The organism is Lysinibacillus sp. NPDC097287, assembly GCF_044761695.1.
Classification (GTDB): Bacteria; Bacillota; Bacilli; order Bacillales_A; family Planococcaceae; genus Lysinibacillus.
The window spans coordinates 1-25,297 of sequence record NZ_JBIWCX010000007.1 but is presented as its reverse complement, the minus strand read 5'-3'; the positions used below and the strand labels follow the sequence as shown (position 1 = coordinate 25,297).

Sequence of the window (25,297 nt, the reverse complement as noted above, 5' to 3'; positions counted from 1 at the left end):
GGAAGGGCACCCTTTATGCTAAGTGCCCTTTTTGTCATCTTCAGTTAGGTATCCATTGAAATATGATCCCATTCTTCATCAAGGTGCCCCATCATCCAGAATAATCCCCTACGTCTTTCAATGATGATACTTTCATTCATACCTGCAGGTGCTTCTTGTTCATGTATTCGACTATTTACACAAGCCCAGTGCAATCTATAAATTTTGTCTGCTTCATCCATAATCTCCGCCTTGTTTCGCATCGAAGTTTTGACATAAAAATGTTCGAACGACTCACAGCTTGAAACAACTTTGATTGCATACTCACAGTCGCAAACATCGTCAGGAAAATCGAGTGTATCAACAAGACCCAATGCCCAAATAAGTACCCAGTATGCTTCATATTGCCAAGAAATATCGACCGCTTCTTGCCTATTCGGTTCTTCTGTATGGAAAAAATCTCTTTCTTTGTTGGTCAGGTATTCGTCCACACCATATCTCTGCAGCATATTCATGAAGAAGTCTTTGGATTCATGTATATCTCCCCCTTGCACCACATCGCACGCATATTGGATAACAATTAATAACGCAACAGCTCTTCTTGCTATATCTTCCTGTGTTCTAAACTGATAATGCGCTAAAGGTGGAAGCTGAGGTAGTGAATTAATAAATGAAATTCCCTTTTCATTTAAATAAACAATTGTCTTATTCTTTCTTTGTTCGCCTTCTTCAGACGTAACTTCATGTCCCATTATCTTTCTTGTACAACCATGCGGTCTGAATTTGGCAGGTCCTGATTTCCCATCAGGATAAACAATAACAAGACCATCTTGATCTAGCAAAGTACCGTTTGGTAAAAAGCCAATTCCACCTATTTGTGCTAGCAGGCTAGTAAATAACTGCATCTGTTCTTCATTAATTTCTTTCTCCATTTCGATAGCAATCATCGTATTTAAAACGGATATTTGTGTCAACACCAACCCTTTAAGATTCTCATCTTCAAAAGGAATTTCATCATAATACCCCATCATCCCAGGAATATTTTTGTCGAAGTAATCTGGATCTGTATCTTCTGAAATAATCCTTATTGTAATTTTAGATTTGTTGAAAAGCGTCTTAGATTGAATAAAATATTCATTTTCATTTCTCCTGATTCGAAAACCTTTTGTGAAAACATCTATAATCCCATTTCCAATATCATCAGTATCGTTCTTAGAAGCGTATACCGTGAAATACTTCAAACTCATCTCTCCTTCGCAGCACGTTATTTGAAATCTTAAAGTTCTATTAGTTATCTTGCATTAACGATTATACCAACTAAATATTACCATAAATTAAGCTAGTCACAAATGACGGAAAAGTGAGCAATAGCCAGGGGAGAATTGACGGAAGTATAAAAAAGACGGCCTTCCTTTAACAAAAGAAAGCCGTCATTTTAATCTTACAACGTTTAATTATTGATGGTAACCCTTCTATAAATTACTTCTGTGCAATTCTAGTGATTTCTTTACCTTATTAAAGCGGGAATTTCAACGGTATTGATACTCTTCTGCATCATCACTCACTATTGGGTGCAGAGGCATCTGGTCTATCCCCTAAAGGCACTTTCCAATACCACCATTTAAACTTAATAGAGATGACAATACATATAATCGAAATGGCTGCATAAATACCTACAAATGACCAATGTTGTCCGCCAAGCAGCATGGCTGGACCCGCAGACCATGCAAATAACTCAATCGGCGTATTCAGCGGGCCAACAATAGCCGTATCTGTAAGTGTCTTAGATTTATTCTCTGGATCTATTACTCTTAATAGAGTTAGACCAATCGCAAAGACGCCTGTTGCATATCCATAAACAAATATTGAACGTTCAAACCAACTTTCATAGTTCATGGCTGGTCCGACTACCCATAACAGAAGTACGACAATGATAATACCTGAAAGCATTAATAATCCTAGTGGAAGTGCGTATTCAATAATAACCGGTAGCTTTATAGAAGCAATCCCAAAGAATACAAGATAATCAGTAGCCGAACTACCTAACCGATTTACCACATTTTCGTCTACATATTTATAGACTCCTGTTTTTCCCCGCCCCATAGTTGCATACATGACTAACGCGACGATGAACGATATTGTAAATGTTGGGAAGTCTAGCCCCCAAGTGTTTGCGATATATGTATTTAGCAAATATCCTAACCCGGATGGAATCAGTAAAAGCGCAACATGAAAAGCTAGTGGATCAAGTGCTATCGGCGAAATTGTCTCCGTTCCCATAGAAACTCGATTAGCAGGTTTTATTAAACCCGTTCTCATGTCCTCTGAAATTTCGGAGAAGTCTTTCACATAGTGTGTGTATCCTTTTTTTGTAGCCATTTTTATAAATATGAGTCCGCCAAATATACCTGTTAAAATACCAATAGTGGCTGATGTCATACCTAGATCTGTTGCGGCTGCAAAACCTAAATTCTCAAAAGTTGACCCTACTGCGGCTGCTGTTCCGTGACCACCATAGAATCCCGCTGCCAATAATAACCCAAAACCATAGTTAATATCAGGAACCCATTTAGAAATGACTATTATTGAGAAAACCACTGGAACGAAAATGAGCACACTCATAATCAATATTTTGTATGAGGCATATGCCCCCATTCTATTAAGATCTTTCTTCATATTCCCTGGGGAGAATGAAAATCCATTAATCCCTACCGAAGCAAATACAAAAATGATGATGACTCCTGCATAAGAACCGATATCTCCTGAAAAAGGTAGGAGATTCAAGAATCCAGGCCCCAATGCTAAACCTAAGAAACCAGCCATTAAACTAGCCGGAATAAAGTTCCTTTGAAAAAATTTAATTTTCGATCGCATAAACATACTTATAAAGATAAGTATACTGGCGAGCGTAAAATCTACCAATAGTGTATAGAACGTCATAGACCAATCCCCTTTATCTAATTAAAGTGTTAAAAAATTATCTGATTTTGTAACTGTAGCAGGTGGAGCAACGTCCAATCTCTCTTGTGTAATACCAAGAATATCTTCTGGTTTTACCCACGCTCTATTTTGAATAGCACTCGTTTCTTCATGTGTCAGATACCCTTTATAAGCTGTTAGACTTCTTCTTAAAAACCCATCTTTTATACAAGCTTTCGTGACACCTGAATTTAGAATAGATCTAAGGTGGCCTAATACCGAAGCTGCATATGCTACAGATGTTGAATTTGCAATAGCGCCAGGAATATTGCCTACACAATAGTGAACAACACCATTTTCAATATAAGTTGGATTATCATGAGTAGTTTCACGGAAGGATTCAATCGCCCCTTCAGTATCATTGCTAATATCCACAATGACTGACCCTTTTTCCATTAGGTTAAGCATATCTCGATCGATTAAATAGTCCTTACTTCCTTTTGGCCATTTCACACAATTTATGACCATATCAATTTCCGGAAGCAATTGTTTAATATTTTGTTTCGTTGATAGTTGAGTGTTTACCTTTTCATTGTATATCTGTCCGATTTCTCTTAATGTTCCGATATTTATGTCCATAACGGTACACCAAGCCCCTAAAGAATGTAGTACTTGTAATGAAGATTTTCCGACTATACCTCCGCCGAGAATAAGGACCTTCATGCCAGGTGCTCCAGCTAATCCACTTACAAATTTCCCTTTACCTCCATTAATTGTGAGCATTGCTTGTAAGCCCATTAAAGCTCCTTGTTTACCTGCAGCTTCACAGTTTACTGAGCCAAATCTATGTGAATCTTCTGCAGTAAATGCAATACATTTGCTGTCTAGAATAGCTTGGACCTGTTCTTCATGAGCTGCTGGATGGATGCATGTGTAGATAATTTGATCTTCTCTCAGTAATTTGTACTCAACTTCTTCAATTTCTTTGACCTTAGCTAAAAAGTCGCATCGTTCGTACATTTCCTCTAATGTTTCTACAATTTCTGCACCTTGCTCTTCATATGCTTCATTACTAAATCCAGCCAAGACTCCAGCATCTTTTTGCACAAGAACCGTATGACCATCACTTATAATAGTCCCTACTTCTAACGGCGTTGCGATTACACGGAACTCGCCCACTTTTATGTCTTTCAATACACCAAAAATCATTTTCTTTCCTCCTCAGTTTTCATGTGTTTAACAACACCTTACTCAGTTAACACCAGCAGTGTTTTTCTGAATATAATCTTGATTTACACCTCGTTACTTAACGCCAAGGTGTCACCACTTTATTCCTCACTTGCTAAAATGTTTAATTCTTATTCTAGCATAAAGTTTTAATTTTAAAGTTCAATAGATTCATATTAATTAAAATTTTTCATATAAACAGACTTTTATTGATAAATAAATGGTATATTATTGTTTATTTTACTATTTTTAATAGAACCCCATTGGGACCTGCCCGAGAAATCATAGTGATATGGCGACTTCTCACCTCTTTTTTCAGTTTCCGAGCTTTATGCTCTAGCTGATTACCTTTTATTTCATTCACGTTACTAGCTTCCCTCCTTTTTAGAGGTAAAAAAATACCATCACAAAACGATGTGATGGCTAAGAGAATCCCTCTGTTCTTTAAAACACGATAGCACAACACGTCGACTAAAACGTGACAGTTCTGTTCCTTTCGGAGACAGCCCCAGCATGAAGTTTTCAAGTCCCTTCACACTTCGGCGATATTTCCTTTCAGCTAATTTCATCAATGCTTGTCATTTCCATTAGCGTACTCTTAAATAACGCGACCTCTACCTCAATACAAACATGAGGCATATATTTATTAAATTTATGATGTGGATAAGCTTAACATATACACTTTTATATTTCAATACGGGTTAAAATATTCGTTATTTTGCGAACTTTCTACTATTTCTTAAGCATGGTAAAATAAAAATCCACCTATTATGTTTTGGAATGTATATTCAAATACCCAGTTGAAAGGATTCTACACAAGCAGTACTACTATAAAAATCTCCATAACTAGAATGGCAAAATGTTATTCCATTAAATCCTTTGTGCCTAATTATCTACGCTAAAATAGATGAATCAATTATTCCTAAATTCCTGTAACCGGTATGGTAATGCTACATGGAATTACTTTAAAGAAGAATACATGCTGCCCTCCCAATGTCACCATTTTAGTTGAGTTAGAACAGCATCTTTCACTTCCCGTTTTTTAACCTATTAATAACATCTTCTTTTACCCTATGAGATTTGAATACTGAATTATATAACTGAATAGAATAGAATAGAGCTTTTTATGTTCCCATCAGAAAAAGAAGATAAAGAATCCCGTAAATAGGGAGTGCAATTGAAGTCATTATATACACTGTCATTTCGCCTGTAGAAAGTTTTCTTTTCCACTTAGTTAGTTTAAGTTGCCTACGATAAATCATGCTAGAAATCAATATTATTACAAAGGCTAAATCCTTTAGGTCCTCTAAAAAGGGAATCAAATAATTAGCTCCTTTAGGGTTTTGCACTATTTTCCTCCTACTATATTAAATGACTAAATAGCAAAAAAGATTCTCATATTTACTAGTATTTTAATGACAGCAAAGTATATTTTCAGTTCCTAAAGTAGCCTTACTTCACTCAACATTCATAGTAGATTCACCCAATAGTGTAACTTTAAAATAATTAGATTATTTATTACTTTTAACCTTGATTTCACTGCATAAAAAAAGCCATCGTTTTGATCAAAACGATGGCCCTCTTCTACTATAAAAAATGGTCAAACTTTTTTACAAAGCTACACATTCTAAATTTACATGTTTCCCTTATTCTACAGTCACCGACTTAGCTAAATTTCTCGGCTTATCAACGTCACAACGACGGTGTAAGGCTGCATAATAGCTAATCAACTGTAACGGTACAACCGATACAAGCGGTGTTAATAGCTCATTTACTTGTGGAATCACTAGGCGATCGCCGTCTTCATCCACACCAGCCATTGCGATAATACATGGATATGCACCACGAGCAGCTACTTCTTTGACGTTACCACGGATGTTTAGAGATACTGCTTCTTGCGTCACAAGAGCAAATACTGGTGTACCTTCTTCAATCAGTGCAATCGTTCCGTGTTTTAGCTCGCCACCTGCGAAACCTTCTGCTTGGATATAAGAGATTTCTTTCAGTTTTAAGGCTCCTTCAAGGCTAACATAGAAGTCGATATTACGACCGATGAAGAATGCATTGCGTGCGATTTTTAGGTAATCCTCCGCGATATCTTCTAGGACATCTTTAGAGTCGATAATTGTTTGGATACCATTTGCTGCAATCGCAAGCTCTTGTTTTAAATCAAACGTTAAGTCTTTACCTGAAGCCTGTGCTGTTACGTAGGCTGCTACAGCAAGTACTGCTAGCTGTGCCACATAAGCTTTTGTTGAAGCAACAGCGATTTCTGGACCCGCGTGTAATAAAAGCGTATGGTCTGCTTCACGTGAAAGTGTTGAACCTGGTACGTTTGTGATTGTTAATGTTGGATAGCCAAGCTCTTTAATTTTCACAAGCACTTGGCGGCTATCTGCTGTTTCACCGGATTGTGTGATAAAGATAAATAACGGTTTTTCAGATAATAGTGGCATGTTGTAGCCGAATTCACTTGAAATGTGAACCTCTACTGGGATACCAGCCATTTTTTCGAAATATTGTTTACCAATTAAACCAGCATGATAGCTTGTGCCGGCTGCAATAATGTATAGACGATCTGCTGCTTGTAATGCTTGCAAAATGTCAGTATCAATCGCTAATTGACCGTCTTCCACTTCATAAGCTTGAATAATTTTACGGATAACAGTTGGCTGTTCATCCATTTCTTTTAGCATATAGTGAGGGTACGTACCTTTTTCAATATCGCTCATATCAAGCTCTGCTGTATAAGGTGCACGCTCTACTTGTGTACCATCTAGTTTTGAAATTTGGACGCTTCCTTTGTGTACAACTACGACTTCTTTATCATGTAACTCCACGAATTGATCTGTAACTTGTAGCATTGCCATTGCATCTGATGCAACAACGTTAAAGTCTTCTCCCACACCAACAAGTAGTGGTGATTTGTTCTTAGCTACAAAAATTGTGTCAGCCACTTCTGCATCTAAAAGAGCAAGTGCATAAGAGCCGTGTAAAAGTGATAATGTCTTGCGGAACGCATCTACTGTTTCAAGACCGTCCTTCACGAATAATTCCACTAATTGCACGATGACCTCTGTATCTGTATCAGATTTCATCGGAATACCTTTAAGATACGTCTTTTGTAAAAGGTGATAGTTTTCGATTACACCATTGTGTACAAGCGTAAAACGTCCTGATGCACTTTGGTGAGGGTGCGCGTTTAAACGGTTTGGCACGCCATGTGTAGCCCAGCGTGTATGGCCAATACCAGTGTTTGCAGCAACGTCTTCGTCGACAGCTTCACGTAAATCCGCAATTCGACCCTTTTCCTTGAAAATAGTGACACCATCTTCATGGCGTACGGCAATCCCCGCAGAGTCATAACCACGGTATTCTAATTTCTCTAAACCTTTTAATAAAATTTCCTTAGCGTCTAATTCGCCAATATAACCTACAATTCCACACATAATTTGTATCCTCCGATATCATTCATAATGGATGCAATGACAAACTAAGCTTTAACTGATCAAATTTTTTCGTGTGGCCACAAATAAGCATCCATTTCTCTTTAAACAGAAATGGACATAAACAAGTGAGCACAAATCAACCACATTCATCTCTTATGAATGATTGGTCATTTGATAGCTAAAACATCGTATTATCTTTTGCATTTATTATGCCTTTCTTTATCCTCTGTCTATTCAATCACTTGAATGTTTTCAAGATAAAAAATGACGATCGGGCAACACGACCGGGAGGCATCCGCCGAATTTTCGATAAACCTCCACCTCGTCTGCTGAGAATGCATTTTTCGTCCAATTTTCTCAGCTCAGGCGCTATAATTGTTTTCCTTATGACGCTTATATCCTATCCTCCTTAGCGCATTTACACTATTGTATGTTACGTAACGCTAGTTCCGTTCCAATAGCATTTCCATCATACTTAAAAGTGGTTCATTAGTCAAATAGATCCTTCGAATTCTGGATTTCGCGACCATTTCCCACAAGAAATGGCGCTACTTTTCAAGAAAAAAGTCGATATTTCCCAAGCAATATTTCGCTTTGATATAGTGTATTTTCTTTTTTGCAATATAAAAAAAAGCCACTATCCAAAAATTTTGAGATAGTAGCTTTATAAGTATTCACATAGTTTCTTGTAATAATTTTACGATTTCGCGATTGAAGGCTGGTAAATCCTTTGGTGTGCGGCTTGTGACAAGCTGCTTTTGACAAACGAATACTTCCTCATCATGAAATTTAGCACCTGCGTTTTCAAGGTCAACTTGTATCGATTTATATCCAGTGGCATCTCTACCTTTTAACGTCTTAGCGGTAATCAGTAACTGTGGGCCATGACATATTGCAAAAGTCGGTTTCATATCATCCATAAACGCCTTGACGAATGCCACTACACGATCATCCGCTCGTAATATATCTGGAGAAAAACCACCTGGAATAAACAAGGCATCAAAATCAGACGCTTTCACTTCATCGATTCCTTTATCAATTGTTACCTTTTCTCCGTGCTTCCCCTCAACCACTTTACCCGCTTCTATATCGATTGTAATAACCTCATGTCCCGCTTCTTTTAACGCTTTTTGCGGACTCGTCCACTCAACATCTTCGAACATATCAGTAATTACTGTTGCGATTTTAGCCATATCAACTAAACACTCCTTATTTCATAGGATACCTTTGTTATGCCCCTATCTATACGAAATAAACATGTCTAATGTCTAATTAAGAAGGATAAAAAAACGGCTTCCCACCTAAACGGAGGAAACCGTGTTCTTTTATTATTCTGTTAAGCCCATTTCAGCACGTACAACGTCTGCAATACGTTCTACATAGCTTTCACAATCTGCTTCTGTTGCAGCCTCAACCATTACACGCACTAATGGCTCCGTACCAGATGGGCGCACTAAAATACGACCATTGCCAGCCATTTCAGCTTCAACCTCTGCAATGACTGCCGCAACTTTTTCATTTTCCGTTACTGCATGCTTGTCTGTCACACGTACGTTTACTAAACGTTGTGGGAAGATCGTCATTTCTGATGCAAGCTCAGACAACTTTCTACCTGTTGCTTTCATAATGTTCACAAGTTGAATACCTGTTAGTAAACCATCACCAGTTGTATTGTAGTCTAGGAATACGATATGCCCTGATTGTTCACCACCAAGGTTGTAATCATTTGCACGCATCTCTTCCACAACATAACGGTCACCTACAGCGGTTTGCACGCTATGCATGTTGTTCGCCTCAACAGCTTTATAGAAGCCCATGTTACTCATTACAGTAGACACGACTGTATCTTTTTTCAGACGACCTTGTGCATTCAAATATTTACCGATGATGAACATAATTTGGTCACCATCTACGATAGCTCCCGTTTCATCTACTGCGATTAAACGATCGCCGTCGCCATCAAATGCTAAACCAACATCTGCACCTTTTTCTGTTACAAATGCAGCTAGACCTTCTGGATGTGTTGAACCTACACCATCATTTATGTTTAGTCCTGTTGGTGAAGAACCCATTGTTGAAATATCTGCTTCTAAATCAGCAAATAAATGAGTTGCTAATCCTGAAGTTGCACCATGTGCACAATCTAATGCCACATGAATGCCTAAAAACTCTTCATCTACAGTTTGTTTTAAGTATTGAATATATTTTTGTCCACCCTCGAAATAATCGCTAACAGAGCCTAAATCTGCGCCAATTGGGCGTGGTAATGTATCTGTTTCCGCATCTATAACTGCTTCGATTTCTGCTTCCTGTGCATCCGTTAGCTTAAAGCCATCTGGACCAAAGAATTTAATGCCATTGTCGGCAACTGGGTTATGTGAGGCTGAAATCATGACGCCTGCATCCGCACTCATTATACGAGTCAAATAAGCCACTCCTGGCGTTGAAATAACACCAAGACGCATTACTTCTACACCGATTGATAATAGGCCCGCTACAAGTGCACCTTCAAGCATTTCACCTGAAATACGTGTATCACGACCAATTAATACCTTCGGACGATCCTTTGCATCCTTCGTTAAAACATATCCACCTATACGGCCTAGTTTGAATGCAAATTCAGGTGTTAATTCACTATTCGCGACGCCACGGACGCCATCAGTTCCAAAATATTTACCCATTTTTATTGTTCTCTCCTTCAATGCAGGAACGACCGTTTTGCACCTGTCCATATGGACGGTATTACGGCTCGTCTGCTTACTTTTGGAAAAAGTCTAATTTTTGTTCATTTACTTGTAACTTTAAAATTATAGTCAGTTATTGCTTAAGAATCAATATCTCCTGTTGTTACAGTAGTATCTGCTTCCTCAGAATTCGCCGGAGGAGTCTCTTCTACCTTTGTAATATCTGCTTTGACTTTAATTTTTTGTTCAGATACTTTCGTCACGCCTTCTGGTAATTTTACTTCGAATTCATATGTTTTTGCTTCTGTAATTTTCGCTAGATCTACTTCAACTGTTATTTCGTTCATTACATCAATAATCGACTTTTTACCGAACACTTTTACCGTTTTCACATCAGTTGTAAGCTCATTAATCGTGATGCCTTCAGGTGCTGTACCAGTCTGAACAATAGTGAGTGGCAACTCCTTACTATACTCAGCAATATCCACCTGTACATTCACACTACCAGGCTCAATTATCACATCTAATTTATTTAAATCTCGATCGAGTACCTTTACAGCCGCTTCTTGTGAAAATGGCTCTTTTAGACCCTTTTCCCCTGTCACAGTTGCTTTTACATAACTAATACTCTCAATTACGCTTTTTGCACCTGTCACATAAACAATGGCTGGATCTGCTAGCATGCCTTTTAACACATAGCCTTCATCGATTAATCGATGGTTCATCTCTGGGTCGACACGGAATTTCTCCGTCATCTTTTCTTCTATTTTCACATTGACTGTTGCAGGGTCTAATGTTACTTCTAATTTTTCTGAAATATTCTCGTACTGTATATTTACCTTATGTTCACCCATTACTAAATGATTCAAGTCAACGAAAACCGAAAAATCCTTTGCATGTTTCGTTGATAATACAAGTGTGGGTGATCCTTTAATTGTTACATTTACCGTTTTTGGTAAGCCCGTAACAATAAGGTTTTCATCATCATAAAAAACCTCTAACGGTACATCCTTAATCACTTCAACCTGATCACTTACTGGGGGTTTATCATTAGATAATTCTGTACGAACAGAGAAGAAAAATAGACATGCTAGGAAAAGTGAAACAATACGTAATACCCTTGGACTATCTATCATTTTATCCATTCTTTTTCCCCCTCCAAGTCAACTTAGAGGATGCATTCGATTCTTCCGCTACCCCGAACCACATTCTACGTAAAAGCGTTCCGAATTCCTCTAGAGAAAGATTGCGGTGCAAGTTACCGTTTAAAGCAATACTAATTGCACCTGTTTCTTCTGATACGATAATGGTAATTGCATCCGTCACCTCACTTAAGCCGAGTGCTGCTCGGTGACGTGTACCTAGTTCTTTTGAGATGAAAGGACTTTCGGATAGCGGTAAATAACACGCAGCTGCCGTCACCTTATCTTTTTGCATAATGACTGCACCATCATGAAGTGGCGTATTAGGAATGAAAATGTTGATGAGTAATTCAGAGGTAATATCAGCATTTAAACCGATACCTGTTTCGATATATTCATTCAAACCGGTTTCCTTTTCAATGGAAATAAGTGCACCAATGCGACGCTTCGCCATATAGCTCACGGATTTTTTCATCGCTTCAATTAGCCTTGTTTCTTCTTCTTCTTCCTGACTATTTGAACGTTGGAATAGTTTCCCCCGTCCAATTTGTTCTAGACCTCGACGAATTTCTGGTTGGAAAATAATAATAATCGCTAAAAAACCATACGTAATCACTTGCTCTAGCATCCAACCTAATGTCTGTAACTCTAAAAAATCTGTTACGATGCGTGCAATAATAATAACGAAAATCCCTTTTAATAATTGGACGGCTTTCGTACCTTTAATGAGGGTTAAAACTTTATAAATAACGTACCAAACTAGCAGTACATCAAAAACGTTAATAACAATATTCACTGGCGTTAAATCCGTGAATTGCTCGAAAATTTCCACGTGGCATCCCCCACTTTTCATTACGAATCCATACACTTTAAGTATAGCATATTCTTAACAAATGTAACTTTTTTCAAGAAAAAAGTCCACCCAAAAGAGTAGACTTTACCAACCTCTCATACGCACTACCATGTAGGACGTACCAAAGTATTATTTAGTTTCCTCTTCATCCGCGAATGTCCACGCATCTTTGACAGAGTTTTTGATTGTATACCATAGCCATTCAAAGGCTTGGTCGATTTCTTCGATCTGGCCAGAAACAACAGCTGATGACGCCATATATTGACCATTAATGACCGTTACATCGCCATCTACTTCACCTTCAACTACTAAATCTCCATTTTTTACAACTATATCACCCTTTACAATTTCACCTTTTGGCACAATAACGGTTTGACCTTCAACTACTAAATTCGGCTGTTTTGTAACAGAAAAATGTTGGTCATCTCTAAAGCTTCCGAGTAAAGTGGCACTCATGAATAAGCAAAATACAGCTGCTGCTACGAATAACGGATGGCGGCGAATCCATTTTTGCATACCAACACGGTTTTTCGGTTTCGGTAATCGAGCCATCACTGTGGATTCAAAATGCGGAGGTGCTGTAATATGGGAAGCACTCTTCACAAAGGCGATTGTTTCACTCAATTCATGCATAAGTTGTTTGCACTCGTTGCACGTATGCAAATGCTGCTTTAACTCTTGCTCATGTTCACGACTAATGTCACCGTCTAAATAATCGTGCATATATTCTATAATATGCTCTGGACAAATATTCATGACGCTTCCCCTCCTACAGATTATTTAATTGCTTTCGTAATGCTTCACGTCCACGGTGAATTCTCGTTTTCACCGTTCCAAGAGGCATATCCAAAATTTCACTAATTTCTTGCAACGATAATTCTTCGATATATTTCAATACTATAACTGAGCGATATTTATCGGGTAAACGACCTATTTCATATTGAATACGCTCTTGTAATTCCATTTGTTCAAGCGTTTCCTCTGGCAACTGGTCCTCTGCAGCGATTTGTGAATACATATCAAGCCCTTCCGTACCGGCAACCTCCGCATCTAAATAATAATCCGGCTTTTTCTTCCGAATTCGATCAATGCAAAGATTCGTCGCTATACGATACAGCCACGTCGAAAATTTTCTTTTTTGGTCAAAAGTATGCAAATTCATATATGCACGGACGAACGCTTCTTGCGCTATATCCTCGGCCTCTTGTTTATTGCCTAGCATACGATAGCATACTTGGTACAGTTTGTGCTGATAGAGACTCACAATATCGGCAAATGCGTTTTGATCGCCTTTTAGCACTTGTTTTATTCTCTTGTTTACTAACGCATCCATTGTGTTGACTTCTCCACCTTTACAACTGTCTTATACTATACGACTTAACGTTAAGAAAAGTTTCATTCTAATTATAATTATAACAAAAGATTTTCGTAGTATGATGACGAAAGCAAATTTCTTACAATTTTCTTCAAACTAGTGTCTCCCCGAATAGGGATCCCATAAGCGCTACCGCTACATCGGCTGTTTTATTTTTCTCATCTAAAATTGGGTTTACTTCTACAAATTCAGCTGATGTCAACATGCCTGACTCTTGTAGCATCTCCATAGCCAAATGACCTTCTCTATAGGTCATACCACCAGGCACTGGCGTTCCAACACCAGGTGTATACAATGGATCAAGTCCGTCTAGGTCAAGGGACAAGTGTAAGCCGTCTACTGGAAGACCTTTCAAATAGGAAAGTACCTCCTCCATTACCCGCGTCATCCCAAGACGATCTATTTCATGCATTGTATACACTTTAATACCTTGTTCATGAATAAGCTCCCGTTCCCCAGGATCCACAGAGCGCGCCCCAATAATAATGACATTTTCAGGCTTAATTTTCGGTGCATATTTACGAATTTGCACAAGACGTTCATGCCCAATACCAATACTGACAGCAAGCGGCATCCCATGAATATTGCCAGAAGGCGTTGTATCCGGCGTATTTAAATCCGCATGTGCATCGAACCATATAACCCCTAAATTTTTATAATGCTCACCAAGCCCGGCAAGCGTGCCAATCGCTATACTATGGTCACCACCAAATACTAGGGGAAATTGCTTTTCAGTTACAGCTTCATGTACGCGGTTTGCTAAAGACGTATTCACATCAAGGACTTCCTCTAAATTTAATAACCTCATATCAATTTGTGCATGTTCCCGCTTCTGGCTAACACGAATATCACCTTGGTCTTGCACCGTATGACCAATTGCCTCAAGACGTTCCACAACACCCGCATAACGAATTGCACTCGGCCCCATATCAACTCCACGTCGTGCCTGCCCATAATCTGTAGGTACACCAATAATAGAGATAGTTTTTTTATTCACCATTCTATACCCCCTTCGTGTTGTACGACTATTGTAAAGCCTACAAGACACTTGGCTCAACCTATCATTTTTCTGAATTTTTATACAACAAGGTGCTAATACACACTATAAAGGTACAAATAATATCCCCACTACTTTAATCCAAGGTTTCAGCCCACACCATACCAGTATATGGTGTGGGGCTAACAAGAGATTTACACTGAGAGAAAATAAAAAAATCTCTTACTGAATTCAGTAAGAGATGAAAATTTTGTAGTTAATGATACACTTTTGAATATTTTATAGAAAAGTGAGCCATGAAGGACTCGAACCTTCGACCCTCTGATTAAAAGTCAGATGCTCTACCAACTGAGCTAATGGCTCATAAAAGAAAATGGCTGGGGTACCTGGATTCGAACCAGGGCATGACGGAATCAAAATCCGTTGCCTTACCGCTTGGCTATACCCCAAACATTCAAAATAAAACTGGTGGAGGGGGACGGATTCGAACCGCCGAACCCTAAGGAGCGGATTTACAGTCCGCCGCGTTTAGCCACTTCGCTACCCCTCCGAAATAAACACTATATGGTGGAGGATGACGGGCTCGAACCGCCGACCCTCTGCTTGTAAGGCAGATGCTCTCCCAGCTGAGCTAATCCTCCATAAAAACGGGTGTTATTTCTTAACAGTTTATTTATTCTTTTAGGCCTTCGCATTACTACAATGCTAAGAAAAATTGGTGACCCCTACGGGATTCGAACCCGTGTTACCGCCGTGAAAGGGCGGTGTCTTAACCGCTTGACCAAGGGGCCGGTTGTTTAATTATTCGTTGTCTTTAACAGGACAAGACTTATATTATCAGCTTTTTTTTATTAATGCAACCCTTTTTACAAAGTTTTTTCAAAAAAACTTTTTATGTGGAATATTTCAAGCTTTCCTTCATATATAATGTAATTTTTTTGTATCATCTTTTTAGAAAAAACTCAAAAACTAGACTACTTAACACCACTCAAATCTGGTCATAAGCAGCCTAATTAAAATTTTTGAAACTGGCAAATGAATAGTATTACCAGACAATCCTTTGGCGACGTCTGAATATTTTTCCTTCTTTATAATTCTTTTCGCCTTCTTTTCCTATCCCTAAATAATGCTCACTAATGTCTTTGTCCGACAATAGTGTTGCAGGATCACCTTGCATGACAACTCGTCCACTTTCCATAATATAACCATAATCAGCAATAGATAATGCAACATTGGCATTTTGCTCTACAACTAATATAGAGGTACCTTCCTCTTGATTAATCTTTTTTATATTTTGGAAAATTTCTTTTACAAGTAATGGGGCAATCCCCAGTGAAGGTTCATCTAGTAACAGCAATTTCGGCTTGGCCATAATGCCACGACCAATCGCTAACATTTGTTGCTCTCCGCCTGAAAGGAAACCTGCTTTTCTTGGCGCTAATGCTCGAAGCTTAGGGAAATAACCATAAATTTTCTCAATATCCCCTTTAATGTTTGAACGGTCTTTACGTGTATATGCCCCAGCAATTAAATTTTCCTCAACCGTTAGATCTTTAAACACACGTCTACCTTCTATACTTAAGAAAATTCCATTCTTCACAAGCACATCAGGTGTAATACCATTAATTTTTTTGCCTTGAAACTCAATTGTACCATCCGTAATTTGCCCACCGTCTCCAGAAAGTAGTCCAGAAATCGCCTTTAATGTTGTTGATTTCCCAGCCCCGTTACTGCCCAACAACGCTACAATTTTCCCTTCAGGAACATGAAGGGACATCCCCTTTAAAGCCAAAATAATCTTCGAATATACCGCTTCCACATTATTTACCTGAAGCATAGAAGTCCCCCTTTTCCTTGCAATAAAGACAAAGCTCCTAATTTCAAGGAGCTTGTCTACTGTTTATTCATATCACTTATTTATAGCTTCTGTACTCTGTAAGTTGCTCCCACTTACCGTCTTTTACAATACCAAGACGTGTTTGCTCTGTACCTGCATGATTATCAGCAGTAAACGTTAAAGGTGCAGCTAATCCACCTAAATCAAAGTTATTTAAAGTTTCAAGACCTTCGCGAATTTGTGCACCTGTAATATCGCCTTCTGGATTTTTCTCAGATGCGATTTTCACACCTTCTACCATAATTTTTGCTGCAGTCCAACCCTGAATGAACTTTTGGTTGATATCGTCGATAGTTTTTCCTTTTGACTCTAAGTATTCTTTAACTTCAACCATACCTGGTAAATCTTCGTATGGGAATGCGTGAGATAAAATACCCATGTATCCTTCTGCAATATCCGCAGTTGCAATATCAATTACGCCTTCACCAGATGCCCAATTTAGTCCGATAAATTGAGTATCAATGTCTAAAGTTTTTGCATCACGTAAAATTGTTGCAGTCGCTCCCCAAGTTTGATTGATAATCGCATAGTCAGGTTTTTTCTTTTTCATATTTAATAATTGAGATTGCGCCTCAGTTGCTTTTACATCGATTACTTGCTCGTCTACTACTTCGACACCAATTTCTTTACCATATTTTTTAATATCTTCAACTGGTGAACGACCAAATGCACTATCATTGTATAATAACGCTACAGTTGGGTTTTCTCCTTTATGATTTTCCTTAATCCATTGTAAAATTGTACGACCTTGATCTGAATATGAAGCCGCGATTAAGAAGTTATATGGACTTGTTTTGATATCTTTTAAGTTTTCAGAGAAAGACGCAGAGAAGTATGGAAGTTCATCAGTTCCAATTTGCTGACGTAATGCCTCTGTATCACCCGTTCCCCAACCTAATACTGCTGCTACTTTTTCTTTATCACGTAATTCTTGATAAATTTTTTGTGCTTCTGGAATTTTGTATGCATAGTCTTTACCTACTAAATGAAGGTTTAACCCTTCAATGCCACCCTTTGCCTCTAAATGCTCAAAGTATGCTTTTTCCCCTTCAGCATAAGGAGTACCTACATCACCAGTTCCTCCAGTAATATCATATATCCCACCAATAACTACTGTACGGTTGTTCGGGTCACCTCCACCTGGAGATTCTGCTTTAGAACCTTCTGAAGAACTTTCCTCTGAACCATCTCCTGAACATGCAGCTAATACTAATAGCATCATAATCCCCATTAATGCCCACAAGAACTTTTTGTTTTTCAAACTAACTCCCCCTTGATTTTGTTTTAATTATTATTAATTTTTCCCCAGTCAATTCTTTTTAGTAAGAGAACGGCCATAACTTAAAGTACTTCTTCATATTTAACCAAATATGAGCTAGACCACCTGGTTCAAAAATTAAAAACAGAATAATGACGAAACCGAATACAAACTCTTTGAAAGCCGATAAAATTTGATACAAATCTGGCATGTATACCGTTAATATATCAACCATCGTACTTAATCCAACAGGCAATAGTGTAATAAATACCGCCCCTAAAATAGAGCCAAACACACTACCGAGGCCCCCAATTAAAACCATCGCCAAGTATTCGATTGATACATGGAAGTCGTAAAGCTCTGGACTAACAATCATTGTGTAATGTGCTAATAAGGCACCAGAAATCCCAACGAAGAAAGAACTAATAGCAAAGGCCATAACCTTATATTGGAATAAGTTGATCCCCATAATTTGTGCTGCAATATCACGATCTCGAACAGCTAAGAAAGCTCGTCCTACACGCGTTCTTAATAAATTCGTTGCATATAAAATTGTGAGAATTAACACAATAATGCTCAAATAGAAGTACGAAGTGTTACTCGTTAAAGCGAATGACCCTATCTCTGGACGACTTAGTGTCATACCTGAAGTTCCACCAGTTACACTTGTCCATCTACTAATGACAAATAGAATAATAATCTGTGCAGCTAACGTCGCAATGGCTAAATACAAGCCTTTTAAACGTAGTGACGGAATACCGAATAATCCTCCGATTACCGCTGTAATTAGCCCTGCTAGTGGCAATGAAATCCAAAAACTAACCCCATAAGTGGATGTCAAAATTGCTGATGCGTAGCCGCCTACACCTAAGAAAGCGCCCACCCCAATGGAAATTTGACCTGTGAAGCCCGTCAGAATGTTTAATCCGATTGCTCCAATGGATGCGATTGCACACAGCGTTAATAAGCCTACCCAATAGTTAGAGGCAATCATTGGGACTAGTACTAATACTGCAACAATAAGTAACGCTTTCACTTTCGCTCCAGTAGTACCAAACAGTTTCATGTCATCACTATAAGATGTTTTGTAATTTCCACACTCTCTCACAAATAGATTTCTCAATTCATCACACCCTCTCAATTCCTCGACTTCCAAATAACCCGTGTGGTTTAACCATTAAAATTAGTAGAACAATAATGAAAGGTACAACATCCTTCAAGCCGCCGCCTACCAGTGGATCAAGATAGCCACCAGCTAAATTTTGGCATATTCCGATGATAAAACCACCAACAATAGCACCAAATACACTATCTAAACCGCCCAGAATTACTACTGGCAACACCGTTAAACCAATCGCTGACATCGATGGACTTACTCCATTAATATTCCCAAGTAAAACCCCGCCGATTGCTGCAACTACAGCTGCAATTGTCCAAGTTGCTGCATAAACATATTTCACACTAATCCCCATTGAAGATGCAGCCGTACGATCATCTGCTACAGCACGCATCGCGATTCCCATTTTTGAGAACTTGAAGAATAGTAAAAATAAAATAAGGAGTGCAATAACAACAATGAAAGACCATAAATAAACTGGTGTAATGATAACCCCGCCAATTTGAACCGGTGTGGGTGGGAAAATCGGTGGGAACACACGTGTTTGATGTCCCCAAATCATATGAACTGCCCCAGCTAATAAACTCGATAATCCGATTGTCGCCATTATTACTGAAATAACAGGAGCATTTTGGATAGGTCGTACGACTAGTCGCTCGACAGCTAATCCAAGTATTGCACTAAAGACGAGCGTAATGAGTAAAGCAACTAAAAATGGTATGTCATAAGCAGTCATGAGTACTAAACAAATGTATGGTCCAATAATGACAAATTCCCCGTTTGCCATATTTAACGCACCACTTGCCCGGTAGATTAAAACAAAGCCCAATGCTACCAGCCCATAAATACTCCCAACTACGATTCCGTTAATCAGCATTTGAGAGAAAAATACCATAGTTTAAGCCACCTCCTGTTTAATATCCAACTGAATAACAGTTAAACTAACATCACCCGACGATTCAACTTCTGAACTACTAAGCGATACTTCTTCAGAATCTGAATACATAGCTTCCATTAGCCTATGATACTTTTCTTCTACAAACTTTCTACGAACCTTTAATGTACGCGTTAGTTCACCCTGATCAGCTGTAAATTGTTTGTGTAAAATAGAGAATTTCTTTACTCTCATATGCGAAGGTAATTGCCCCATTAACTTCGTTACTTCTTGCTCAATTAATTCAGCTACTTTTGAGTTTCTTGATAAGTCAGAATATTCAGTATATATAATACGGTTTTTATCTGCCCATCGACCTACACTGCTTAAATCGATGTTAACAATTGCCGTCATATATGGTCGATCCTTACCAAAGCAAACTGCCTCTTGAATATAAATACTCGACTTTAGATTATTTTCTACTAATCTAGGATAAACTGGTTCACCTGCTTGGTTTGTAATAACATCTTCTTGTCGATCTAAAATATGAAGATGCCCATCCTCATCTAAGTAACCGTTATCCCCTAACGAAATCCACCCATCGACAACTAATTTCCGATCCGCTTCATTCAAGTATTCTGAAAAAATCGCATTATTTTTCATGTAAATTGTGCCATCAGCCTCAACTTTAACCTCTGTATCCGGAATAGGCACACCTGAACTTCCTGGTTTAATAGCATTATCATGCTGTACAAAGGCAATCCCTGCAACTTCAGTTCCTCCATAAGTTTGCTTCAAATTCACGCCCAGACTATGATAAAAATAAAAAGCATCTGATTGGAGTGCCGCACCTGCAACGTATGCCCGTTTTATTCTTGCAAATCCTAAATGATCACGTATCGCACTAAAAATTAATGCATCACCTAACCAATACATAAACTTATCCATTGCAGATAATGTCTTGCCCTCAATTGTAGCAAGTGCCTTTTTGTCACCATACTTTTGGAAGACTTTATACACTTTGCGTTTAAGCCAACCTGCCCCTTCTATTCGAATATTGAAATTCGACATTAACGATTGGTAAACCCTAGGTGGAGCTAACAAAGTTTGTGGTCCAATTTCTCGTAAATCACCCATAACCGTATGTGATTTTTCCGGGAAATTCACGACTACGCCAGTCAGTAATGGCATAACAACACTAACGACTTGCTCATGTACCCAAGAAAGCGGTAAAAATGAGAAATAGTCATCATTCTTTTTCATTTCATCTACTTTTGCTAGATTTTTGGCAGCCTCAATCAAGTTAAAATGTGTAAGAATTGCACCTTTTGGCCGGCCTGTCGTAGCTGCGCTATACGCAATAATAGCAGGAGTATTCCCACTAATCCGGTCCACTTTTTCACTAAAGAAGTTTGGGCTTTCCTTTGCTAAAGTAGCACCTGCGCTCAATAAGTTATCTAAATCTTGTAGTTTATCATTTTTATAATGACGCATTCCCTGCTTATTGTAATAAATAATGTGCTCTACTAACGGCAAATTATCTTCAACCTGAAGTAGTTTATCAACCTGCTCCTGGTCTTCCACTATGACAATACGCGCCTTGCAATCATTTAAATAAAACTCAATCTGATCAGGTAATGACTCTTGGTATACTCCAACCGAAACTCCTCCTAAGCTTTGTGCTGCTAATTGTGCATAAAGCCACTGCGGACGATTTTCGCCTATAATCGCTAGTCTTTCGCCACTCTTAAAACCATATTGTTCTGATAGTGCAATTGCTAAATGCTCAACATTTTTTTTATAGTCCCCCCATGATACTTCGTTCCATATGCCAAGGTATTTTTGTCTTAGGGCAACTGCATTTGCTTCACTTTTCGCTCGCTCTGCTAAAAGAGTAGGTAATGTTTTTTCGCTCATTACTTTCCTTCCTCCTTCTAAATAACCGTTTCTTCCCCAATATACGCTTTAATGACATCTGGATTTTGCTGAATTTCCTTTGGTGTACCAAAGCCAATTCGTTTTCCAAAATCCAATACCGCAATATGATCGGACAGGCTCATAACAATCCCTAAGTCATGTTCAATCAATACTACAGTTGTATCCATCACTTCATGCATATCCAATATAAAACTTGACATCATGTCTTTTTCTGCATTATTCATACCTGCCATCGGCTCATCTAATAGGATTAATTCAGGTCCTAGCGCTAATGCTCGACCAACCTCTACGCGCTTCTGCAAACCATAAGGAAGTGTACCTACTGGCGTATGCCTAATGTCCTGCAGCTCTAGAAATTCGATTACTTCTTCAACTTTCTTACGATGAGCTATCTCTTCGTTCGAAGCTTTTCCTACATACAATCCACCACTAAATACACCTGAATTCATCAAGGAATGGCGACCTAACTTCAGGTTATCCAGTACTGACATATGTGCGAACAGGGCAATATTTTGGAATGCACGTGCCATTCCAAGAGATGTACGTTCATAGGGTTTCATATTAATTATTTCTTGACCTTTATAGCGGATAGAACCACTAGTTGGTTGATATAGACCACTGATGCAATTTAGCATACTAGTTTTACCAGCCCCATTGGGACCAATTAGTGAGAATATTTCACCTTTGTTTATGTGATACGTGACATTGTCTAATGCCTTAACGCCACCAAATTGTAAAGATACACCCTCTATCTCTAAAATAGGCTCCACTTAAATTCCCCCTTGTCTATCTAAGCGTTTATTAACATCATGCTCTGAATATTACTTTAACTGGAATAATGTTGTCAATCTAAATTATGGGATTTTTTTTACAAATTTTTGACTTAAGTTATCTTTTTTCTCGCTTATTCCTAGTTTTCCTAAGAAAAAACCACGCACTTTAGTAACGAGTGCGCAGTTTTTATAAATTAATTATTTTAAAATATCAATAAAAGATGTTTTAACTTTCTAATCTTACGTTATTCCTACACATTAATAGAAATCCATGCTAAAAATACATATTGTAATATAACCAATTTATGTATAAAAATAGAAAATAATTCAATATTAGTGGTTCTGGAATTAACTGTAATAGGAAGATATTCGTTAAAAAGTAGATGAACCTGTTTTTGAATTGATGTATATCATTTTAAGAGGTATTTGTAATAAAAAAGATGTAGTTTATTTGTCTGAAATATTTCTATCATGTTGAGGCATACTCAACTTTTGAAGATGAATCTTGAGAAGTGTTTTAAGAGGGTTAGCAAAAAAAAGGCAAAAAAAAATGGCTCCGAAGGCAGGACTCGAACCTGCGACAACCTGATTAACAGTCAGGTGCTACTACCAACTGAGCTACTTCGGAACGCTACTATATTTATCCCTAGCACGCTAGGTACATTACTTATTATAGCAGGCATTTAGATTTTGGCAACAGTCTTTCTTCAATTATTCAATTTTTATGATTTTCATATGAAAATCCGACAGTTTCGAGCATTTACTATATTTCTCTCTTTTGAATGCTTATTAGTAATATAGAGGGAACTTATTAGATTTTAATCAAAATATTTCTTAAAGAAGTCATATTTCTAGTCTTTTAAAGCATTATTTTGTATTGATATTGTGAAGCGTGTATATGTAAAATAATTCTATAATATATAGTTATATCGTGATTTATTAAGGGGGAATTTCTTGCATGGTTGAAACTACTGGGATTCAAAATACTAATTTAATCGCACCAGAGCAATACAACATTACACAAGAGCTTGAAAAATATGCTAGTGATTCCTTACGCCAAGCCATTCGATGGATAGATGCACAAGGTACTCGTCAAATCTTATCCTATGAGCAATTAGTTAATCACATGAATCAATATGCTAATGCATTGACTTCTTTAGGTATACAAAAGGGAGATCGCGCCTTAGTAATTATCCCTCGCTTACCTGAGGCATATTGCGTGTATTTAGCTTGCTTAAAGGCTGGTATCGTACCAATTCCATGCTCAGAAATGCTTCGTGCCAATGACTTAGAGTATCGTATTAATCACTCAAACGCTAAAGCAGTAATTGCTTATCAAGCCTTTACTTCAGAAATCAATCACCTTACAAGTAATCACCAAGCACTAAACAAAAAACTTGTAATTGGGCGTGATGAAGAAGGTTGGATAACGTTAGATGCTCTAGCTGCGGAGCAAAGCACTGAATTTGAGGCAGTACCAACACACCGTGACGATATGGCCTTTCTTTCATATACATCAGGCACCACAGGTAAGCCGAAAGGTGCTGTACATTCACACGGCTGGGGCTATGCACATATACGTACTGCAGCGGCAAATTGGTTAGCAGTTCGCGAAGGTGATTTAGTATGGGCAACAGCTGCTCCAGGTTGGCAAAAGTGGATATGGAGTCCATTTTTATCGACAATTATGCTTGGGGCAACAGCATTCGTATATCACGGTGGCTTCGATGCAAACAAGTACCTACAACTTATACAGGATGAAAAAATTAATGTTCTGTGCTGTACACCAACCGAGTACCGCATTATGGCTAAGCTCGATCAACTAGGTGATTATGACCTGTCTTCTTTACGTAGCGCAGTATCTGCCGGGGAGCCTTTAAATCGCCCTGTCATCGAAACCTTTATGAATCTATTCAATTTAAAGGTACGAGACGGTTACGGTCAAACTGAAAATACATTATTAATCGGTACAATGGAAGGTATGGATTTACGACCCGGCTCAATGGGAAAACCTACACCTGGAAACAATGTTAAAATCATTGATCCAGAAGGAAACGTGGTGGCGACCGGTGAAGTCGGTGATATCGCTGTTCATAAAGACTCTCCAGCTCTATTCAAAGAATATTATAATGAGCACGAACGTACACAGGCTGCTTACAGAGGAGATTGGTATATTACAGGCGATCAAGCAAAATGCGATGAAGATGGTTACTTCTGGTTTGAAGGGCGTGGCGACGATATCATTATTTCTTCCGGATACACGATTGGCCCCTTTGAAGTAGAGGACGCGCTAAATAAGCATGAAACCGTACAAGAATGTGCCGTAGTTGCAGCACCAGACGAAATCCGAGGGAGTATCGTCAAAGCCTTCATCGTATTAAAAACAGGTTTTGAAACACAAGATCAGGAACAACTGACAAAAGAATTACAAGAGCATGTTAAAACATTAACTGCTCCATACAAATATCCTCGTCAAATTGCTTACTTACAAGAACTACCGAAAACGACATCTGGCAAAATTCGTCGGATCGATTTACGTAGCCACTAATTTTTAAATGACTTATTTTCTAACAACAGAAGGGATTGTCCAACAAGCTGTTTTCTAGCTCTTGGACAATCCCTTTTGCTTTTCTCTATTTAAATAAGAAGTTACTCTAACCTTTAATTTCAATATACAAAAAAAAGCCACTACCAATTGTATTAGCAGCGACTTTTTGAGCCTAGCGACGTCCTACTCTCACAGGGGGAAGCCCCCAACTACCATCGGCGCTAAAGAGCTTAACTTCCGTGTTCGGTATGGGAACGGGTGTGACCT

19 protein-coding genes, 6 tRNA genes, 1 rRNA gene and 1 riboswitch are annotated in these 25,297 nt (G+C 38.3%); of the genes, 1 reads left to right on the top strand and 25 read right to left on the bottom strand.

What is annotated here, in order from left to right:
• Positions 1–44: 44 nt before the first annotated feature.
• The 24 genes from ACIQ2D_RS11405 to ACIQ2D_RS11290 form a co-directional block, all read right to left on the bottom strand.
• Entirely contained in the window at positions 45–1,220 is a 1,176-nt protein-coding gene (locus ACIQ2D_RS11405; protein WP_402863988.1) for a DUF4272 domain-containing protein, read from the bottom strand.
• A gap of 316 nt (positions 1,221–1,536) precedes the next feature.
• Positions 1,537–2,919, bottom strand: coding sequence for a sodium/glutamate symporter (locus ACIQ2D_RS11400; protein WP_402863985.1), 1,383 nt, complete (start codon positions 2,917–2,919; stop codon positions 1,537–1,539).
• 21 nt (positions 2,920–2,940) lie between these two features.
• A complete protein-coding gene (locus ACIQ2D_RS11395) occupies positions 2,941–4,107 on the bottom strand; it encodes an alanine dehydrogenase (protein WP_402863982.1) in 1,167 nt (388 codons plus the stop codon).
• A gap of 465 nt (positions 4,108–4,572) precedes the next feature.
• A riboswitch (Lysine riboswitch) is annotated at positions 4,573–4,750 on the bottom strand.
• Positions 4,751–5,249: 499 nt separating this feature from the next.
• Positions 5,250–5,474 (bottom strand): hypothetical protein, encoded by a 225-nt coding sequence (locus ACIQ2D_RS11390; protein ID WP_402863979.1) that lies wholly within the window; start codon positions 5,472–5,474, stop codon positions 5,250–5,252.
• Positions 5,475–5,771: 297 nt separating this feature from the next.
• A complete protein-coding gene (glmS, locus tag ACIQ2D_RS11385) occupies positions 5,772–7,574 on the bottom strand; it encodes a glutamine--fructose-6-phosphate transaminase (isomerizing) (protein ID WP_402863976.1) in 1,803 nt (600 codons plus the stop codon).
• A 674-nt stretch (positions 7,575–8,248) separates the two neighbouring features.
• Complete coding sequence (locus tag ACIQ2D_RS11380) at positions 8,249–8,767, bottom strand: type 1 glutamine amidotransferase domain-containing protein (protein WP_402863973.1); 519 nt, start codon at positions 8,765–8,767, stop codon at positions 8,249–8,251.
• Positions 8,768–8,902: 135 nt separating this feature from the next.
• Positions 8,903–10,255, bottom strand: coding sequence for a phosphoglucosamine mutase (gene glmM / locus ACIQ2D_RS11375; RefSeq protein ID WP_402863970.1), 1,353 nt, complete (start codon positions 10,253–10,255; stop codon positions 8,903–8,905).
• A 143-nt stretch (positions 10,256–10,398) separates the two neighbouring features.
• Positions 10,399–11,403 (bottom strand): CdaR family protein, encoded by a 1,005-nt coding sequence (locus ACIQ2D_RS11370; RefSeq protein WP_402863968.1) that lies wholly within the window; start codon positions 11,401–11,403, stop codon positions 10,399–10,401.
• On the bottom strand, positions 11,396–12,232 hold the full coding sequence (gene cdaA, locus ACIQ2D_RS11365) for a diadenylate cyclase CdaA (RefSeq protein ID WP_402863965.1): 837 nt from the start codon (positions 12,230–12,232) through the stop codon (positions 11,396–11,398). The genes ACIQ2D_RS11370 and cdaA overlap by 8 nt, the downstream gene beginning before the upstream one ends.
• Positions 12,233–12,382: 150 nt before the next feature.
• Entirely contained in the window at positions 12,383–13,009 is a 627-nt protein-coding gene (locus tag ACIQ2D_RS11360; protein WP_402863962.1) for a zf-HC2 domain-containing protein, read from the bottom strand.
• A gap of 13 nt (positions 13,010–13,022) precedes the next feature.
• Positions 13,023–13,586 carry an RNA polymerase sigma factor SigW gene (gene sigW / locus ACIQ2D_RS11355; RefSeq protein ID WP_402863959.1) on the bottom strand — a complete coding sequence of 188 codons (564 nt, stop codon included), beginning with the start codon at positions 13,584–13,586 and terminating at the stop codon, positions 13,023–13,025.
• Positions 13,587–13,719: 133 nt separating this feature from the next.
• Positions 13,720–14,625: an arginase gene (rocF, locus tag ACIQ2D_RS11350; protein WP_402864458.1), complete on the bottom strand. Its 906-nt coding sequence runs from the start codon at positions 14,623–14,625 to the stop codon at positions 13,720–13,722.
• A gap of 290 nt (positions 14,626–14,915) precedes the next feature.
• A tRNA-Lys gene (locus ACIQ2D_RS11345) sits at positions 14,916–14,988 on the bottom strand.
• Positions 14,989–14,999: 11 nt separating this feature from the next.
• A tRNA-Gln gene (locus ACIQ2D_RS11340) sits at positions 15,000–15,074 on the bottom strand.
• 17 nt (positions 15,075–15,091) lie between these two features.
• A tRNA-Tyr gene (locus tag ACIQ2D_RS11335) sits at positions 15,092–15,175 on the bottom strand.
• 15 nt (positions 15,176–15,190) lie between these two features.
• Positions 15,191–15,266: transfer RNA gene (locus tag ACIQ2D_RS11330), tRNA-Val, on the bottom strand.
• A gap of 75 nt (positions 15,267–15,341) precedes the next feature.
• A tRNA-Glu gene (locus ACIQ2D_RS11325) sits at positions 15,342–15,416 on the bottom strand.
• Between the two features lie 254 nt (positions 15,417–15,670).
• Positions 15,671–16,462: an ABC transporter ATP-binding protein gene (locus ACIQ2D_RS11320; protein ID WP_402754338.1), complete on the bottom strand. Its 792-nt coding sequence runs from the start codon at positions 16,460–16,462 to the stop codon at positions 15,671–15,673.
• 76 nt (positions 16,463–16,538) lie between these two features.
• The gene (locus ACIQ2D_RS11315) at positions 16,539–17,783 is read right to left on the bottom strand and encodes an ABC transporter substrate-binding protein (protein ID WP_402863956.1); all 1,245 of its coding nucleotides are present in this window, start codon (positions 17,781–17,783) and stop codon (positions 16,539–16,541) included.
• Between the two features lie 58 nt (positions 17,784–17,841).
• Positions 17,842–18,903 carry a branched-chain amino acid ABC transporter permease gene (locus ACIQ2D_RS11310; protein WP_402863953.1) on the bottom strand — a complete coding sequence of 354 codons (1,062 nt, stop codon included), beginning with the start codon at positions 18,901–18,903 and terminating at the stop codon, positions 17,842–17,844.
• Between the two features lie 4 nt (positions 18,904–18,907).
• Positions 18,908–19,792: a branched-chain amino acid ABC transporter permease gene (locus ACIQ2D_RS11305; protein ID WP_402863950.1), complete on the bottom strand. Its 885-nt coding sequence runs from the start codon at positions 19,790–19,792 to the stop codon at positions 18,908–18,910.
• A 3-nt stretch (positions 19,793–19,795) separates the two neighbouring features.
• Positions 19,796–21,688: an AMP-binding protein gene (locus ACIQ2D_RS11300; RefSeq protein ID WP_402863947.1), complete on the bottom strand. Its 1,893-nt coding sequence runs from the start codon at positions 21,686–21,688 to the stop codon at positions 19,796–19,798.
• A 17-nt stretch (positions 21,689–21,705) separates the two neighbouring features.
• Complete coding sequence (locus ACIQ2D_RS11295; RefSeq protein ID WP_402863944.1) at positions 21,706–22,479, bottom strand: ABC transporter ATP-binding protein; 774 nt, start codon at positions 22,477–22,479, stop codon at positions 21,706–21,708.
• Positions 22,480–23,033: 554 nt separating this feature from the next.
• Positions 23,034–23,110: transfer RNA gene (locus ACIQ2D_RS11290), tRNA-Asn, on the bottom strand.
• Between the two features lie 330 nt (positions 23,111–23,440).
• On the opposite strand from ACIQ2D_RS11290, the gene mbcS reads away from it, so the two are divergent.
• Positions 23,441–25,030 carry an acyl-CoA synthetase MbcS gene (mbcS, locus tag ACIQ2D_RS11285; protein ID WP_402863941.1) on the top strand — a complete coding sequence of 530 codons (1,590 nt, stop codon included), beginning with the start codon at positions 23,441–23,443 and terminating at the stop codon, positions 25,028–25,030.
• 170 nt (positions 25,031–25,200) lie between these two features.
• On the opposite strand, the gene rrf is transcribed toward mbcS, so the two are convergent.
• Positions 25,201–25,297, bottom strand: a 5S ribosomal RNA gene (gene rrf / locus ACIQ2D_RS11280); the annotation flags it as partial.

Bases quoted from the DNA above. Each gene is read 5' to 3' on its own strand.
- ACIQ2D_RS11300 (WP_402863947.1), bottom strand. From the start codon at position 21,688: ATGAGCGAAAAAACATTACCTACTCTTTTAGCAGAGCGAGCGAAAAGT.
- ACIQ2D_RS11370 (WP_402863968.1), bottom strand. From the start codon at position 11,403: ATGGATAAAATGATAGATAGTCCAAGGGTATTACGTATTGTTTCACTT.
- ACIQ2D_RS11400 (WP_402863985.1), bottom strand. From the start codon at position 2,919: ATGACGTTCTATACACTATTGGTAGATTTTACGCTCGCCAGTATACTT.
- ACIQ2D_RS11380 (WP_402863973.1), bottom strand. From the start codon at position 8,767: ATGGCTAAAATCGCAACAGTAATTACTGATATGTTCGAAGATGTTGAG.
- sigW (WP_402863959.1), bottom strand. From the start codon at position 13,586: ATGGATGCGTTAGTAAACAAGAGAATAAAACAAGTGCTAAAAGGCGAT.
- ACIQ2D_RS11395 (WP_402863982.1), bottom strand. From the start codon at position 4,107: ATGATTTTTGGTGTATTGAAAGACATAAAAGTGGGCGAGTTCCGTGTA.
- glmM (WP_402863970.1), bottom strand. From the start codon at position 10,255: ATGGGTAAATATTTTGGAACTGATGGCGTCCGTGGCGTCGCGAATAGT.
- ACIQ2D_RS11360 (WP_402863962.1), bottom strand. From the start codon at position 13,009: ATGAATATTTGTCCAGAGCATATTATAGAATATATGCACGATTATTTA.
- glmS (WP_402863976.1), bottom strand. From the start codon at position 7,574: ATGTGTGGAATTGTAGGTTATATTGGCGAATTAGACGCTAAGGAAATT.
- ACIQ2D_RS11305 (WP_402863950.1), bottom strand. From the start codon at position 19,792: ATGGTATTTTTCTCTCAAATGCTGATTAACGGAATCGTAGTTGGGAGT.
- mbcS (WP_402863941.1), top strand. From the start codon at position 23,441: ATGGTTGAAACTACTGGGATTCAAAATACTAATTTAATCGCACCAGAG.
- ACIQ2D_RS11320 (WP_402754338.1), bottom strand. From the start codon at position 16,462: ATGCTTCAGGTAAATAATGTGGAAGCGGTATATTCGAAGATTATTTTG.